The organism is Govania unica, assembly GCF_027920805.1.
In the GTDB taxonomy this organism is placed as follows: domain Bacteria; phylum Pseudomonadota; class Alphaproteobacteria; order Sphingomonadales; family Govanellaceae; genus Govanella; species Govanella unica.
Genome location: NZ_JANWOI010000001.1, coordinates 735475 through 749304, shown reverse-complemented (window position 1 = coordinate 749304; position 13830 = coordinate 735475). Strand labels below are relative to the sequence as shown.

15 protein-coding genes are annotated in these 13830 nt (G+C 59.5%); 5 read left to right on the top strand and 10 right to left on the bottom strand.

The window, feature by feature from the left end:
- The 3 genes from NYP16_RS03375 to NYP16_RS03365 form a co-directional block, all read right to left on the bottom strand.
- Positions 1-633, bottom strand: coding sequence for a hypothetical protein (locus tag NYP16_RS03375; RefSeq protein ID WP_274942701.1), 633 nt, complete (start codon positions 631-633; stop codon positions 1-3).
- A gap of 8 nt (positions 634-641) precedes the next feature.
- Complete coding sequence (locus tag NYP16_RS03370; RefSeq protein ID WP_274942700.1) at positions 642-2696, bottom strand: hypothetical protein; 2055 nt, start codon at positions 2694-2696, stop codon at positions 642-644.
- 82 nt (positions 2697-2778) lie between these two features.
- Positions 2779-3816, bottom strand: a complete 1038-nt coding sequence (locus tag NYP16_RS03365) for an SPOR domain-containing protein (RefSeq protein WP_274942699.1) — start codon at positions 3814-3816, stop codon at positions 2779-2781.
- Between the two features lie 358 nt (positions 3817-4174).
- Here NYP16_RS03365 and NYP16_RS03360 point away from each other — a divergent pair, with 358 nt between their 5' ends.
- The 5 genes from NYP16_RS03360 to NYP16_RS03340 all read left to right on the top strand — a co-directional run bounded on the left by NYP16_RS03360 (position 4175) and on the right by NYP16_RS03340 (position 7673).
- Positions 4175-4891: a ParA family protein gene (locus NYP16_RS03360; protein WP_274942698.1), complete on the top strand. Its 717-nt coding sequence runs from the start codon at positions 4175-4177 to the stop codon at positions 4889-4891.
- 13 nt (positions 4892-4904) lie between these two features.
- Positions 4905-5339 (top strand): hypothetical protein, encoded by a 435-nt coding sequence (locus NYP16_RS03355; RefSeq protein ID WP_274942697.1) that lies wholly within the window; start codon positions 4905-4907, stop codon positions 5337-5339.
- 66 nt (positions 5340-5405) lie between these two features.
- Positions 5406-6740: an SPOR domain-containing protein gene (locus NYP16_RS03350; RefSeq protein WP_274942696.1), complete on the top strand. Its 1335-nt coding sequence runs from the start codon at positions 5406-5408 to the stop codon at positions 6738-6740.
- 198 nt (positions 6741-6938) lie between these two features.
- Entirely contained in the window at positions 6939-7325 is a 387-nt protein-coding gene (locus NYP16_RS03345; protein WP_274942695.1) for an Hsp20 family protein, read from the top strand.
- A gap of 129 nt (positions 7326-7454) precedes the next feature.
- Positions 7455-7673: a DUF1150 family protein gene (locus tag NYP16_RS03340; RefSeq protein ID WP_274942694.1), complete on the top strand. Its 219-nt coding sequence runs from the start codon at positions 7455-7457 to the stop codon at positions 7671-7673.
- Between the two features lie 150 nt (positions 7674-7823).
- On the opposite strand, the gene ptsN is transcribed toward NYP16_RS03340, so the two are convergent.
- From ptsN to NYP16_RS03305, 7 genes are all read right to left on the bottom strand, one after another.
- On the bottom strand, positions 7824-8288 hold the full coding sequence (ptsN, locus tag NYP16_RS03335) for a PTS IIA-like nitrogen regulatory protein PtsN (protein WP_274942693.1): 465 nt from the start codon (positions 8286-8288) through the stop codon (positions 7824-7826).
- A gap of 6 nt (positions 8289-8294) precedes the next feature.
- Positions 8295-8891: a ribosome hibernation-promoting factor, HPF/YfiA family gene (gene hpf, locus NYP16_RS03330; RefSeq protein WP_274942692.1), complete on the bottom strand. Its 597-nt coding sequence runs from the start codon at positions 8889-8891 to the stop codon at positions 8295-8297.
- Positions 8892-9123: 232 nt separating this feature from the next.
- Positions 9124-10659, bottom strand: a complete 1536-nt coding sequence (gene rpoN / locus NYP16_RS03325; RefSeq protein ID WP_274942691.1) for an RNA polymerase factor sigma-54 — start codon at positions 10657-10659, stop codon at positions 9124-9126.
- Between the two features lie 9 nt (positions 10660-10668).
- Positions 10669-11487 carry an LPS export ABC transporter ATP-binding protein gene (gene lptB / locus NYP16_RS03320; protein WP_274942690.1) on the bottom strand — a complete coding sequence of 273 codons (819 nt, stop codon included), beginning with the start codon at positions 11485-11487 and terminating at the stop codon, positions 10669-10671.
- A 64-nt stretch (positions 11488-11551) separates the two neighbouring features.
- The gene (locus tag NYP16_RS03315; protein ID WP_274942689.1) at positions 11552-12199 is read right to left on the bottom strand and encodes an LptA/OstA family protein; all 648 of its coding nucleotides are present in this window, start codon (positions 12197-12199) and stop codon (positions 11552-11554) included.
- Between the two features lie 39 nt (positions 12200-12238).
- Positions 12239-12997: an LPS export ABC transporter periplasmic protein LptC gene (gene lptC, locus NYP16_RS03310; protein ID WP_274942688.1), complete on the bottom strand. Its 759-nt coding sequence runs from the start codon at positions 12995-12997 to the stop codon at positions 12239-12241.
- A gap of 183 nt (positions 12998-13180) precedes the next feature.
- The gene (locus NYP16_RS03305) at positions 13181-13798 is read right to left on the bottom strand and encodes a ribonuclease D (protein ID WP_274942687.1); all 618 of its coding nucleotides are present in this window, start codon (positions 13796-13798) and stop codon (positions 13181-13183) included.
- Positions 13799-13830 lie beyond the last annotated feature (32 nt).

The window sequence follows — 13830 nt, the reverse complement described above, 5'->3', positions numbered from 1 at the left end:
TCAGCGGGCTTCTTTCACAGCGGCGTCTTCCGTTGGAGACGTCGCTTTCTGTTCGCCCGCGCCTTTGCCAACCGTCGCGGTGGCAGGCTTTTTGTCCGGCACGCGTTTTTCGGGCGGTGGCAACACATCCGGCCCCCATTCCTCGATCAAGGCCCGCCGCATGACATCAAGCGACTGCCGTTGCTTGACCGCATCCATGTTGTAAAATATGGCGGCCAGATGCGGCCCGACCCAAAGAATGGCAAAGCCCGCGACGGCGCCCATGAACATGGTTGCCCAGGCATAAACACCGCTCAAAAGCTGCATGGCATAAGCGAGACTGTGGCCCTGAGACCATAACAGAGCAAGATAAGGAACGACCCCGGCAAGGTTACAGGCGGCGATGACATTCAAGCGATAGGGCGACCGGCGGTCATCGACGATGAAAGCGACCCAGCTTGGCACCATGCCGCCAAAAAACACAATGAATGTGGGCAAAGCAAAACACATTAGCCCGATCAGCGTGACCAGCACACCAAGGGCGCCACTGTAGTTTTCCGCAGCTGTAGCTGCCGGACGGGGAGAAGCCCCACTACGCGCCGGTGCAGCGGCCGTTCCGGTAGATCGTTGCATGGGTTGCGGTCTGCGCGCCATTCCAGCCTCTAGAGATTAAAACGAGAGAAAACGGTCACGGCAACCGCCACTAACATCGCATAGGAACAATAGGCAGCAATCCGTCCTCCCAGATTCCGCACCTGCGCATCACTGGCAACGATCGGCACATCAAGGCGCTTTTGCCATTTGCCCAAAACCTGCACCTGCTGTTGCGCCGTCTTAAATTCGCGCGCGTCACGGTCTTTAAGGGCCTTCAAATTCAGTTCGCTGCCGATCCGCATCAGATTGCCCTCCTCCGCCAGCGCCTGCAGCGCCTTCATGGCCTGAGTGCGCCGGCTCACGCTTTTGAGTTTTTCAACCGGGCGTTTCAAGGCCGGCAACAGGGCGGCCGTCAGTTTCTTCAACGCCTGCGGGTAATGTTTTTGCTGCAAAAGCCCCAAAAGCCGCACAGTTTCAAGCAAATATGCCTCCGCCTGATCGGTGAGCATCGAAAGCCGGGTAAAAGCCCCCTCAAGATTGGCCGAATTACGGAGCGCGAAGGCCGCGATATGAGGATCGATGACACTGGCCCCAACCTCCCCGCGCCCGGCCGCCTCCTCAAGCCCGATCACGAGCTTGCGCAGATCATCCACGTAGGTTGCGCGCAGTTTGGCGCTTTGGCAGGGCAACGTCTTGTTGAATTCATAAAGACAGCGTTCGAAGCCATGGCCGAGCCCCGGCTTGTTGCCTTCAGACATCAACATCATCATGCGCCCCATACCGATCTTGAGGGCGGGCGAGCGGCCGGCCAGGATTTCCAGCAAGATCGGCAGGCGGCCACGCCCGATCAGCTCACGCAGCAGATCGAACCGCTCACTGTCGGCCTCGGCAAACATCATGGCAAGATAGACGTCGATGCCATCGGGACAGAACCGCAAGGCGCCATAAATGATCGGGCCTTCCGCGAAAAACACCGCCATGAAGCGGGCCATGGCCAGTCGTTCCTCGGCAGCACTGAGCGCACTGTCAGGCGCTATTCTGCGAATATCGAAAGCGCGGTCGAGCCATTCCCGTGTCGGGCCTTCGGCCAACGCCTTGTCGATCCAATGGTGAAAGCGATCGCTGCTGGCAAAGATGACCGCCTCTTTGGGAAATTCAAGAAAAGCGAGCGCCAGACCGCGGCGATCCTTATAACTTTTGTCACGGAAAATCGCCGGGCGCACCATGGTCCAGCCGGGATCGCTCACCGCTTTGCGACCATAAAGACCGTCCGCCCACCGCTTGACCTCTTCGGGATCCCAACGTTTGGTAGCATTGTCTTCCATCAGGCCGCGCAACAATTCACCGATGGCGCCGCCGAGTTCGTTCGAGCCGCCAAGGGCCCAATAAGACCCCAGGCGAATACGTGCCTCAAGCTGCCGCAGCTGCTCGCCGTCCTCCACAAGCCCGACATCGCGGCCGAGAAACAACGACATCAGGGTTGTGCCCAGCGCATAGGTATCACAGGCCGTATCGCCACTGCCACGTCCGGCCGGATCAGCGAGGGCACGCTCGATCGGTTCATAGGCCGGGGACTGATGATAGGCGGGCGGGGCCGAGAAACATTCGCCAAGGACAATTTCCCGGCGGTCTTTATCGCGGTAATAGAGCGTGGACAGTGAAATGCTGCGATGAGCAATGCCGAGCGTCTCGAGCACTCCAAGCGCCGCCGCCAGTTGCGGGGCGATCTGTTCCCGGATCACCCGGTCAGGAAAGGCCTGGAACCGTGCAGGATTATCAACCACAGGCCCCCCCGCCGGAAAATCCAGAACCGAAACCAACCGCTGGCCAAAGCCGTCACGGTCGGACAGGCTGACAATACCTTCCCCCCGCAGGGTCAAGAGGCCAGGCACCGTGCGGCCCACCAGTTTCGCTGCCACACTGGTGCGGCGCGGCACGCCGTGACGCTGCACCAGGGCGTAAAGCTTGCGCCGGGGGTCAATCACATCGCGCGCAGCCACGGCCATCGCTCCCACCGTGTCAAACTGCGTCATGGGCAACGCGACATCGACGGCATAACGATCTTCGATAAGAACTTCCGTGCTTTGGGTTTCGCTCGACAGGGGGCCCACCTGCTTACTCATGGTCTTCAGAGATTTCAGAGACATGAGCATCAAAGCAGAACAGGGTTAAGAGCGCGTTAAACTCACCCCCCAGCAAGTAAGATCAGTCATTGACCACAAAGCAATTCTGCTTTTGCTTTTTCATCAGCGCGCATTGGCTGTTCGCGTCCTTGCGGCTGGCATAGGGGCCGAGCTGCACCCGATAAACCGTCGCCCCGCTGTCCTTCACGGCCGGCGCAACCCGCACCCCGCCGCCGTTCAGACCACCCTTTTTCTCGATGCGGCCACGCAGTGTGTTGGCCTCGCTCTCGGAGCCCGACGCGGACACCTGAACAAAGAAACTGCCGCTGCCACCGGCAATTGTGGGTTGCGGTTGCGGCTTGGGTTCTGGCTTGGGTTCTGGCTTGGGTTCTGGCTTGGGTTCTGGCTTGGGTTCTGGCTTGGGTTTCGCGACAGCCTTCGGAGCTGGCTCCGGCTTCGGGGCTGGCTCCGGTTTGGGTTCTGGCTTCGTCACCGCACGTGGCGCGGGAGTTGCGGGCTCCGCCGCTGCAACGGAAATGCCATCCCCCATGGCCGGCGGCGCGGGATTGAGTTTCTTATCCGGGGCAATCTTCTGGGCCAGCGCATAACCTTCGGAGACATCCTTCACCGACATGGTATGCACCATCTGCTGTTCAGCCTTGGCCGCCTCCGGCACACCGGATTCGTTTGCGAGCCGCATCCAGGCATAGGCGCGCACCGGATCGCGCGTCACCTGCGACCCGTTAAAGAGCATCACCCCAAGCATATATTGCGAGCGGCCATCGCCGTTCCGCGCCGCTTTTTCCCACCATTCAAAGGCCGGCTTCACGCGTGGCGAGTCGGGAAAGGCAAAATAATACAACGTGCCGAGATTACCCTGAGCCGCCACATGACCGCGTTCGGCCGCTTCGCGATAAAATTTTTCGGCGAGGGCGATATCTTTCGGAACGCCTTTGCCGGTACGGTAAAGCTGAGCCACATTGTAAAGCGCGTTCGGATTGCCCTGTTCCGCGAGCGGCAACCATTCCTTGAGGGCGCCTGCATAATCACCGCTTTTGTAGGCTTCGACACCTTCGCGCATGCCCGCAGCCGCCAGCGGCAAGGCCGTTGCGCCAACCATGAAAGCGGCCAGAAAACAAGCCCTAACATTCGGAGAAAACTTGGAAAATCCGCTCAGGCTCGACCGTCTCATAACTGCTCCGTGGGGTTATTTGCGGTGCGCACGGCTCGCGCGACGCGCGTCATTCTGCCGTCACGACGACCATGAAGCAACCGCCGTGACAGCACCGAAGAAAAACAGACCAGATAAAATTTTATACAAATCACGTTTAAATAATAAGAAAATAAAAAACGAAAAATTAACAATCATTACCAAGAAATTTATTAGTTTTACTATTTGTTAACGGGCATTCTTTTACGCTTCTTACAATAATCGTCAGCATACTTGACTGACATCTTGGACAAGCGAAGGAAGACCTATGCGTGTCATTGCATTTGCCTCGCAAAAAGGCGGTTCCGGCAAGACGACCCTGAGCGGCCATATTGCTGTTCAGGCCGAACTCGCGGGCGCGGGTCCGGTTGTGATCCTCGACACCGACCCGCAGGGCAGTCTCTCGGAATGGTGGAACGAGCGCGCGGCAGACAGCCCGGCTTTTGCCCAGACCACCATCTCCCGGTTGCTTGGCGATCTGGATGATCTGCGGGCGCGCGGGTTCAAACTTGCCATCATCGATACCCCGCCCGCCATCACCCTTGCGATCCAGAGCGTGATCGCCGTCTCGGACCTCGTGATCGTGCCGACCCGGCCGAGCCCCCATGATTTGCGCGCCGCAGGAGCCACGGTGGAACTCGCCGACCGCTCCGGCAAGGCCGTGACCTTTGTGGTCAATGGCGCGACGCCACGTGCGCGCATCACCGCCGACGCCGCCATCGCGCTGTCGCAACATGGCACGGTGGCCCCCGTCACCCTGCATCACCGCACCGATTTCGCCTCCAGCATGATCGATGGCCGCACCGTGCAGGAAACCAACCCCAAAGGCCCCTCGGCCCGCGAAGTCGGTGAGCTCTGGCAATATATCAGCGACCGTCTGGAGCGCAATTTCCGCCGCACGGTCTTCCAGTCAACTGCGCCCGTGCGGCGTGACGCCATAGCCCGGCCCGGCGGTTTCGGCCGCCGCCAGGCCGCCGCATCCTGAGGAGCAAGACTGTATGAAGTCCGTAGCCCGTCTTTCCGCTTCCCTGCTCGCACGTAAGGGCCATGCCGTACCAGCCCAGGAAAGCGCCACCTTCGCGCTCGCCCACAACCTGCCCGGCGACCCGACGCCATCGGCTCCGCCCGTCAGCTCCTTCTCGGCCACCTATGCCCGCCCGGCGCCAAGGCCGGTCGCAACCGTGATTCCCGAACCCCGGGCGGCCAAGCCGGAAAAAGACAGCGCCCAAGCCCCTCGCGTGGCGATGACCTTGCGTCTTGACAGTGAGCGCCATCTGAAACTGCGCCTCTTGTCCGCTCATAGCCATCTGAGCAGTCAGGAAATTTTGACGGCGGCCCTTGATGACTATCTGGAACGCCAGGGCTGCGAACCGGGCCTTCAGCATTGTGAATGCCTGCAACAGGGTGTCGCCCGTGGCAAAGCCTGCCGCTGATTAAGCCCCTGTAAAGACAAATGGCCTAACCTCGGGGCTAAGACAAATCACCTAAAGGATCGTTCCATGTCCCGGAAACCGGCTTTCCCCGCCCTTGTGGCGTTGGCCAGTGCAACTTGCGTCCTGCTTGCTGCCTGCAACAGCGACCCGGCCAGCCGGTTCAGCAAATTTGCCACCGGGGCCGAGGCGCGGAGCACTGGAAAACCCGGATTTTCCGATACCAGCGCCCTTCTGGCCCTAGCCGACCGCATCGCCGAAGCTGGCGATCCGGCCGCCGCGATCCCGCTGTACCGCCGCGCCCATGAAGCCCGCCCGCGTGACCCGGCCCCGCTTTTGGGCCTTGGCCGCGCGCTCGCCGCCATCGGACAATATGGCGACGCTCGCGACGCGTTCGAACGTGCCGTCGGCCGCGACAAGACGGACCCCGTGGCGCTCACCGCATTCGGCAACAGCCTTGTGCAGATGGACCGCGCCCAGGATGGTCTGGCCTTCCTTGATAACGCGCTGATGCTTGACCCGAGGCTGCCGGAGGCGCTGCGCGGCAAGGCCACCGCCCTTGATCTGCTTGGCCGTCACGACGAGGCCGTGATGCTTTATGGGGAGGCCCTCGCGGCGGCTCCGCAGGATATCCGCAGCCTTAATAATTATGGTTTGTCGCTGGTCCTCCATGGCGCCACCGATGATGGCATCCGTGTGCTTGAGGGCGCTCTGCAGACCCCATCCTCCACGGGCGGCATGGCAGTCCGTCAGAACCTGGCCCTCGCCTATCTGTTGCGCGGGCATGAGGATGAGGCCCGGCGGCTCGTGGCCATCGACTTCGGCCAATCCGCCGCCGACAGCCGTCTGCGGGATCTTTATATGGTGGCAGCCCTGCCGCCGGCGCGCCGTCTCGCCGCGCTGGTGCAAAGCGGCCGCAGCGTCATGGCCACAGCGCCGGAAGGTTTGAGCGCACAGCAGGTCGCCGCCCTCCGGGTGATTGGTAAAGAGCCGATCATGGTGGCTGAGATCACCCCTCCAGCCACACTGGCCGCCATCTCCCCGGCCCCGGTCAGCACGCAGCCCGTTGCGACGATCACCCCAGTCACCGTCACGACCACCGCCCGCATGGGCTGGACCGTCCAGCTTGCCGCCTATCGCAAGGCCGATCAGCTGACCGGCGGCTGGAACCGCTTCACCAGCCAATATGGCGATTTGCTTGCCGGACTGTCGCCCCAGCATGCGGAAATCAATTTCGCCACCGACAGCAGCGGTCCGAAGGGGCTTTATTACCGCCTGACCGCCGGACCGCTCAGCAGTCGCGCCGCCGCCGTCAGCCTCTGTAACAGCCTGCAAGCCCGGGGAGCCGCCTGTCTGGTGCGCGCGCTGCCGGCCGGCGGCCTGCAACTGGCCAGTGCCACTTAAAAACACTCGTCAAGGCCTTGATCCCCCGAGGGGCAGACCTAAATATGGTACAGGATCGGTCATGGTGACGGTCCTCGTGCAAAACGGGATGCCTAACGGACCCAGAATGCGCATGTCAGTCAACTTGCTCGCTTGAGGAGATGACCGATTACACGGCCTACAGTCTTCAACACGCCGTTTGTCGTTGGCTTTGACTATGTGGAACGCATCGTCGAACGCATCGCCAAAGCAGGCAATGACAGCTATCCCCCGTTCAATATCGAGCATGTGGGGGCCGATCGCTTACGCATCAGCCTTGCGGTTGCAGGCTTTGCCAAACCGGATCTGTCGATCACGCTCGAAGACAATATCCTGACCATACGGGGCCGTCAGCCTGAAGACAGTGAAGATGATGGCACAAGCAGCGGCGCAAGCCGCCTTTTCCTCCATCGCGGCATCGCCACCCGTCAGTTTCAACGCCGGTTCGTATTGGAACGCGGGGTCGAGATTACCGGGGCGGTGCTCAAGAATGGTTTACTGGAAATTGATCTGCGCCAACCACCGCCATCGTCTACAATAGTAGAGATCACCATTACCGACGACTGATCGGGCTGTTTTCCGATCAGACATTGCGTAAGACCCGCTCACTTTCGTTTCTCAGGTCTCCAGGATACGACCCTGGACACCTTCTACAAGGAAAGTCATTGGGGTAAGTCGTTGGATGGGAGTACGAAAATGCACACCAATCATGAAGCTCTGAAGATCATGAGCCCGGAAACCTTCGCCCATCTCGGGGAAGGCGACCTCGTCTATATCAAGGCTGTCCAGCGTCACGGTGTGCCGAGCTTTGCCGTGCATGCCGCGAATGGCCGCGAACTGGCTGTATTTGAAAGCTGGGAGGCCGCACTGACTACGGCGCTTGAAAATAACATGAGCCCTGCCCGCCTGCATTAACCGGCGCGGGCCGCTCATCAGCCATTGCTGCCAGCCGGGCGGCAATCTCAGGCTTTTTTCCCGGCATTCCCCTGAAGTCGCCCCGTAAAAACCAATGGCCGGGACAAGTCCCGGCCATCACGTTTTCATAGACATGGCAAACTGCAGGCGTTACGCCGCGTGAGAGGCCGCAGGCTCGATCAGCAAGGCATAGATGGCATCGGCATTGTCGCTGCCACGTATTTTGTCGCAGACCGGCTTGTTGCGCAGAAGACGAGACACTTTGGCCAGCGCCTTCAGATGGTCGGCCCCCGCCGATTCCGGCGCGAGAAGCAGGAAAATCAGATCCACAGGCTGTTCATCAATGGCGTCGAAATCAATCGGCGTATCGAGACGGGCAAAAAAGCCATAAAGCCGGTCAAGGTTCGGCAGACGACCATGTGGAATGGCCACCCCCTGCCCGACCCCTGTGGTTCCGAGACGCTCGCGTTCGAGCAGAACATCGAAAATAGCCCGTTCCGGCTGCCCGACAATCTGCGCGGCTTGTTCCGCAAGCTCCTGCAACGCTTGTTTTTTACTGGAAGCCTTGAGGTGCGGATCGATGGCTTCCAGGCTTACCAAATCAGAAATTTCCATTGGTCTTCATGATCCCGTTTTGATATTCGCCGGATCAACCCAGCCAATGTTGCCGTCCTGTCGACGGAAAATAACGTTGAATTGCCCGTTGGAGCTGTTGCGGAACATGAAAACCGCGGCTTCTGCAAGATCCATTCGCATCACCGCCTCCCCAACGCTCAGTTGGAGAATTTCCATGGTTGTCTCGGCCACGACGATCGGCTGCCAGCCATCGACATGATATTCCGGTTCTTCATCAGCGACATCCGGTTCCAAAACCATGGTCGCTGCCCGCCATTGTGCAGCTTCGCTTTCCAGGCGACGCTTATGGTGATCCCTGAGCCGTCGTTTATACCGCCTGAGCCGCTTTTCAAGGCGGTCACCCGCGGCGGCGAAGGCGGCATAGATATCATTCGCTTCGCCATGACTCTGCAAATAAATCTCGGACCCGGCATGAACCGCGCAATCGGCACGGAACAAATGCGCCTGACGCGAAAATGTGACATTCGCCTCAAGCCGCTTGTCGTCGAAATATTTGGCCAAGTTGGTTTGCAGTTGGTCGATCACATAGGTGCGCAGCGCGTCACCGACGTCGATCTGCTTTCCATTCACCACGACTTTCATGATTGCTTTGAGATCCCCTTGAGGTGGTTACTTAGGAGATGAAGAATCATCTGCGTCTCAGCCGGGCCTTCAAAGTTGGGCAACATACGGAACCCGGTTGGGACTGTCAATCAGCATAGCACAGCTCCCCGTCACCGGGAACAAGCTTTGCCGTCAGGACAACAAAGACGGCCGCCAAGCCACGGGCTCGACTGGGGATTTCCAGATTGTTAGGTGGAATGATTTAAATGCTTTAAACTGCGGCTTTTTGCCGTCGCCGCTGCACCGATGACGGAATTTTCAAGGCATCGCGATATTTTGCCACCGTGCGGCGGGCAATATCGATGCGTTCCTTAATGAGAATCTCGACAATACGATCATCGGACAGGATCGACGCAGGACTTTCGGCGTCGATCAGTTCCTTGATCCGCTGTTTAACGGATTCGGAGGCATGAGCCTCCCCCTCGCCTGATGACTGAATGGCTGAGGTGAAGAAATACTTCATTTCGAAAATCCCGCGATCGGTGGCGAGATATTTATTGGCGGTGACCCGGCTGACCGTGCTTTCATGCATGGAGATAGCGTCGGCGATCATGCGCAGATTCATGGGGCGCAAATGACGCACGCCCTGCAGGAAAAACCCCTCCTGCTGGCGGACGATTTCCGTCGCCACTTTCAAGATCGTCTTGGCCCGCTGATCGAGCGCCTTCACCAGCCAGTTGGCGCTGTTGTAACAATCCGAAATAAAGGCTTTTTCTTCCTTGTTGCTGGTGCGGCTGAAAATTTCAGTGTGATAGCTGGTATTCACCAGAACCCGCGGCAGGGTATCGCCGTTCAGATCGATGATCCAGCTGCCCTTGGGCCCACGGCGCACGAACACATCGGGCACCACCGGCATGGTCATCTCGCTGGAATAAGCCAGGCCCGGCTTGGGATTGAGGGCCTGAAGCTCCGTCACCATATCGGTCAGATCCTCCTGATCGACGCCGCAAATCCGCCGCAAGGCCACCAGATCGCGCCGCGCCAGCAGTTCGAGATTCTGCACCAGCATCTCCATGGCCGGATCGAACCGATCAAGGTCACGCAGCTGAATAGCCAGACATTCCTGAAGACTGCGGGCAAACACGCCTGACGGCTCAAACCCCTGCAATTGGACCAGTACGGCTTCCACATCGGCAAGCGAACAGTCAAGCCGCTCAGCCACGCCGCCGATATCCTCGCGCAGGTAGCCAGACTCGTCGACCATATCAACCAGAAAACGGGATATCATCTCGGCGGCTGGAGTGAGGTGCAGATGAGCGAGCTGGCTTTCAAGATGATCGCGCAGGCTTTCGGCCTGAGTGAGGTTCTGTTCGAAATCGAGGTCGCCATCGCCACCGCCACTGCCCCGGATCGAGCCGCCGCTCAGGCTCAGTCCCGACAGGCCGCTCGCAAGATCGGCCGGGCTGTCATTGTTGTAAACATTGTCGAAATCGGTATCGATGGAATCGCCGTCAGTGCCGCCTTCGCGGATCTTGACGTCGGAGGCCGCATGGGTGCCGTCACTCGGCGGGGCGATGTCCGGTGCCGCCATGTCCACAAGGCCACCGTCGCGTTCCTGGCCCGGCCCGGCGTCGCTGTTGCCGCCGCTGTCGCCGATTTCGAGCAGCGGGTTTTTTTCAATTTCCTGGGAAATATAGTCGGTGAGTTCAAGATTCGTGTATTGCAGCAGCTTGATCGCCTGCTGCAACTGGGGCGTCATCACCAGTGTCTGGCTGTGTTTTAATTCCAGTCGCGGCGTTAGCGCCATTATCGTCCCTTACCAGCTGAACCGCTCTCCGAGATAAACTCGGCGAACGTCTTCATTGGCGACAATCTCGTCCGGGGATCCCTCCATCAGCACCGTGCCATCGTGAATGATATAGGCGCGATCGATGATATCGAGCGTTTCCCGCACGTTATGATCGGTAATCAGCACGCCAAGCCCGCGGTCTTTCAAATGAGCCACGAGATCACGAATATCATTGATGGCGATGGGGTCAATCCCGGCAAAGGGCTCATCAAGCAGGAAAATGCTCGGCCGCGCGGCCAGCGCCCGGGCGATTTCAACCCGCCGCCGTTCCCCGCCCGAAAGCGCCATGGCGGAGGTGCGGCGAAGATGGGAGATGGAAAATTCATTCAGCAGATCATCCAGCATGATCTCCCGCGTTTCCTTGTCCTTTTCCACGGCCTCAAGGACCGCGAGGATATTGCCCTCAACCGTCAGGCCGCGAAAAATCGAAGCCTCCTGCGGCAGATAGCCGATCCCGAGCTGCGCCCGGCGATACATGGGGAATCCGGTGATCTCCTCCCCATCAAGATAGATATGGCCCTGATCCGGCGCGACCAGACCAGTGACCGTGTAAAAACACGTGGTCTTGCCCGCACCGTTCGGCCCGAGCAGACCCACCACCTCGCCACGGTTGACCGCGAGATTGATGCTCCTGAGCACCGGGCGCTTTTTATAGCGTTTCCCGATGTTGCGGATAACAAGACCCGTCGACGGAATGTCCGTCGCTTCCGCGCTCGCGGTCTGCGTCAGCGCATGCTCCACTCTGGTCTCCTCAATCGCATCCATCGGCACCAGCTTTTCACTCATATGTTGCTCAAAGCCTTATAAACTATGGGCCTTAACAAAAGATGTGTCACCGATCCCTGACGGATCAGCCTTTTTTCTCAGGCGCTGGAGAAAAGCGGCCGCGTACCCGGCCCTTGCCTTCGCCCGCTCCCATGTCGGTGGCATCAAGCCGGGTGACCCCGCTATTCAGGTCCACCTGCATGCGGTCACCCTTGACCATGGTCTCGCCACGGGTCAATTGCACCGCGCCGCCCACCGTGATGAGCCGTTTTTCCATATCGTAAACGCCCCAGCTGCCGGTCGCCGTCTCGGTCGGTGAGGTCAGCTTGACATTGCCGGCGGCGTCGATCCGTGAAATGGCCGGTGCCTCGCCGTCTGTTCCGGACTGACCTGAAGCCGGCTGAGCAGGTGCCACCTGCGCGGCTTGGGTGGCATCGCCCTGATAATAGACCGTAACCCGGTCGGCATTCAGGGTCATATCGCCCTGATCAGCCCGCACCCGGCCCTCGAATATGGCCACATTGTCCTTGCTGCGCACCTCAAGCCGGTCGGCGCTGATATCGATGGGCGTCTGCACATTGTGATTTTTAAGCGCCGAAATTCCGGCCGACTGGGCCAGCACGACCGCGCTCCCGACCACACCTTCGCCCGCAAACAAGCCCGCGCCAATTCCGGCGGCCAGAGCCACCCCGGCAAGGGAGCGTAATTTGCTTTTCATCTGCCTGCTGGTCACCTGCGTCTCCTGCCTCGTCACCCAGTTTGTTTGCATCTTTTAGTGTCCCGCCTTGCCTCGGTCCGTCATCCGCTTGCCGGGATCGAGCTTGACCTTGACGTTACCTTCCAACGTCAATTGACGGTCATCGAGTTTCAACGTGAAACCCTTGGCGCTGAAGCTGCCGAAAGGGGCTGAGCCCGTCACATCCACGGTTCCGCTTGCAACCTTGGTCGCAAGATCGACTTCGGCCTGGTCGGTCTGAAGTTTGTACCCCGTGGAGGAATCAAGCGTAATCCCGCTTGCCAGGCTGAGACGCTCCTTGGCGCGATCATATTTGCCGGTGCCGCCGGTCACCGCGACCTTGTCCTGCGGGCTGAGCTCCATACTGGCCTCGACCTTGGTCAGGGTGGCATAATCCGAATCCGTGCGTTCCTGCAAGCCTTCGTCCGCCATCACTTCAAACGGCCGGTCGCGGGCATCGACGCCCGTATAATGGGCACCCTTGATGCGCACCTGCTCGCTTTGACCGATCAGATCCTTGTAGGACAGGGTGATGCTCTCGCTATGCTGATTGATGAACGGCCAGGACAAAAGCGCCACCAGTACCACGCCGGTCACCCAGGGTAGAATTTTTTTCAGAATACGGCTGCGCTCGGCGGATTCGCGGTCGCCACGCTGACGCACGGCAAAAAAGCGCGACAGCCGATCGGCGCCCTCATCACCCGTCGATCCGTCAGCCTGTGGCGCATGTGCAGCCGCACGGGCCGCCGCCATAGCCGCCCGCCGTTCTGCTTCATTGCTGCCTGTGGCCGTCATCTGGTCCGCTTCCCGTCTCGTGTCCTGCCGTCATGCCTGATAACAGGCCACCCTGATAACAGGCCCGTAAGCAAAAGTCATGCCGTCAGAGCTCACCCGAAGATATTCGGTGAGTTTTTGCAAAATATCAATATTTCCTCGAGGAAAACTGGACCGTCCAACAAGACGCGAGCCCGACTATCCTCAATGCGAGAATATATCCTGCTCGCCCCAGCCAAGCAGGTCGAGCTCAGCCCGCGACGGCAGGAAGGCAAATGCATCCTCCGCCAGCTTACGACGGCCAATCCGATCCAGCATGGCATTAAGCTTCACCCGCAATTCATGCAGATGCAACACATCCGACGCCGCATAGGCGAGCTGCGCCTCGGTCAGCGTCTCCGCCCCCCAGTCCGACGACTGCTGCTGCTTCGACATGTCGACCCCAAGCAGTTCCCGGCACAGATCCTTCAAGCCGTGACGATCCGTATAGGTGCGCACCAGTTTGGAGACGATCTTGGTGCAATAAAGCGGCGTCGTCTCGATGCCAAGCCCATGGCGCAGCACGGCGATATCAAAGCGCGCATAATGGAACAGCTTGACGATCTTCGGATCTTCCATGAGTCGCTTGAGGTTCGGGGCTTCGGTCTGCCCGGGGGCGACCTGCACCAGATGACAAACCCCGTCCCCGGCCGACAATTGCACCAGGCAAAGCCGGTCGCGGATCGGCAACAGCCCCATGGTTTCGCTGTCAACCGCCACAGCCTCAACGCCCGCGAAACTCAGGTCGTCGGGGAGATCGCGCTGGTGAAGATGAATTTTCATGAACTGCCTCCGAAAGATCTTTGGCGGACACT

What these genes read in the sequence shown, in the direction of transcription:
- NYP16_RS03375 (WP_274942701.1), bottom strand. Translation starts at nt 633, where the DNA reads ATGGCGCGCAGACCGCAACCCATGCAACGATCTACCGGAACGGCCGCT.
- NYP16_RS03370 (WP_274942700.1), bottom strand. Translation starts at nt 2,696, where the DNA reads ATGAGTAAGCAGGTGGGCCCCCTGTCGAGCGAAACCCAAAGCACGGAA.
- NYP16_RS03365 (WP_274942699.1), bottom strand. Translation starts at nt 3,816, where the DNA reads ATGGTTGGCGCAACGGCCTTGCCGCTGGCGGCTGCGGGCATGCGCGAA.
- NYP16_RS03360 (WP_274942698.1), top strand. Translation starts at nt 4,175, where the DNA reads ATGCGTGTCATTGCATTTGCCTCGCAAAAAGGCGGTTCCGGCAAGACG.
- NYP16_RS03355 (WP_274942697.1), top strand. Translation starts at nt 4,905, where the DNA reads ATGAAGTCCGTAGCCCGTCTTTCCGCTTCCCTGCTCGCACGTAAGGGC.
- NYP16_RS03350 (WP_274942696.1), top strand. Translation starts at nt 5,406, where the DNA reads ATGTCCCGGAAACCGGCTTTCCCCGCCCTTGTGGCGTTGGCCAGTGCA.
- NYP16_RS03340 (WP_274942694.1), top strand. Translation starts at nt 7,455, where the DNA reads ATGCACACCAATCATGAAGCTCTGAAGATCATGAGCCCGGAAACCTTC.
- ptsN (WP_274942693.1), bottom strand. Translation starts at nt 8,288, where the DNA reads ATGGAAATTTCTGATTTGGTAAGCCTGGAAGCCATCGATCCGCACCTC.
- hpf (WP_274942692.1), bottom strand. Translation starts at nt 8,891, where the DNA reads ATGAAAGTCGTGGTGAATGGAAAGCAGATCGACGTCGGTGACGCGCTG.
- rpoN (WP_274942691.1), bottom strand. Translation starts at nt 10,659, where the DNA reads ATGGCGCTAACGCCGCGACTGGAATTAAAACACAGCCAGACACTGGTG.
- lptB (WP_274942690.1), bottom strand. Translation starts at nt 11,487, where the DNA reads ATGAGTGAAAAGCTGGTGCCGATGGATGCGATTGAGGAGACCAGAGTG.
- lptC (WP_274942688.1), bottom strand. Translation starts at nt 12,997, where the DNA reads ATGACGGCCACAGGCAGCAATGAAGCAGAACGGCGGGCGGCTATGGCG.
- NYP16_RS03305 (WP_274942687.1), bottom strand. Translation starts at nt 13,798, where the DNA reads ATGAAAATTCATCTTCACCAGCGCGATCTCCCCGACGACCTGAGTTTC.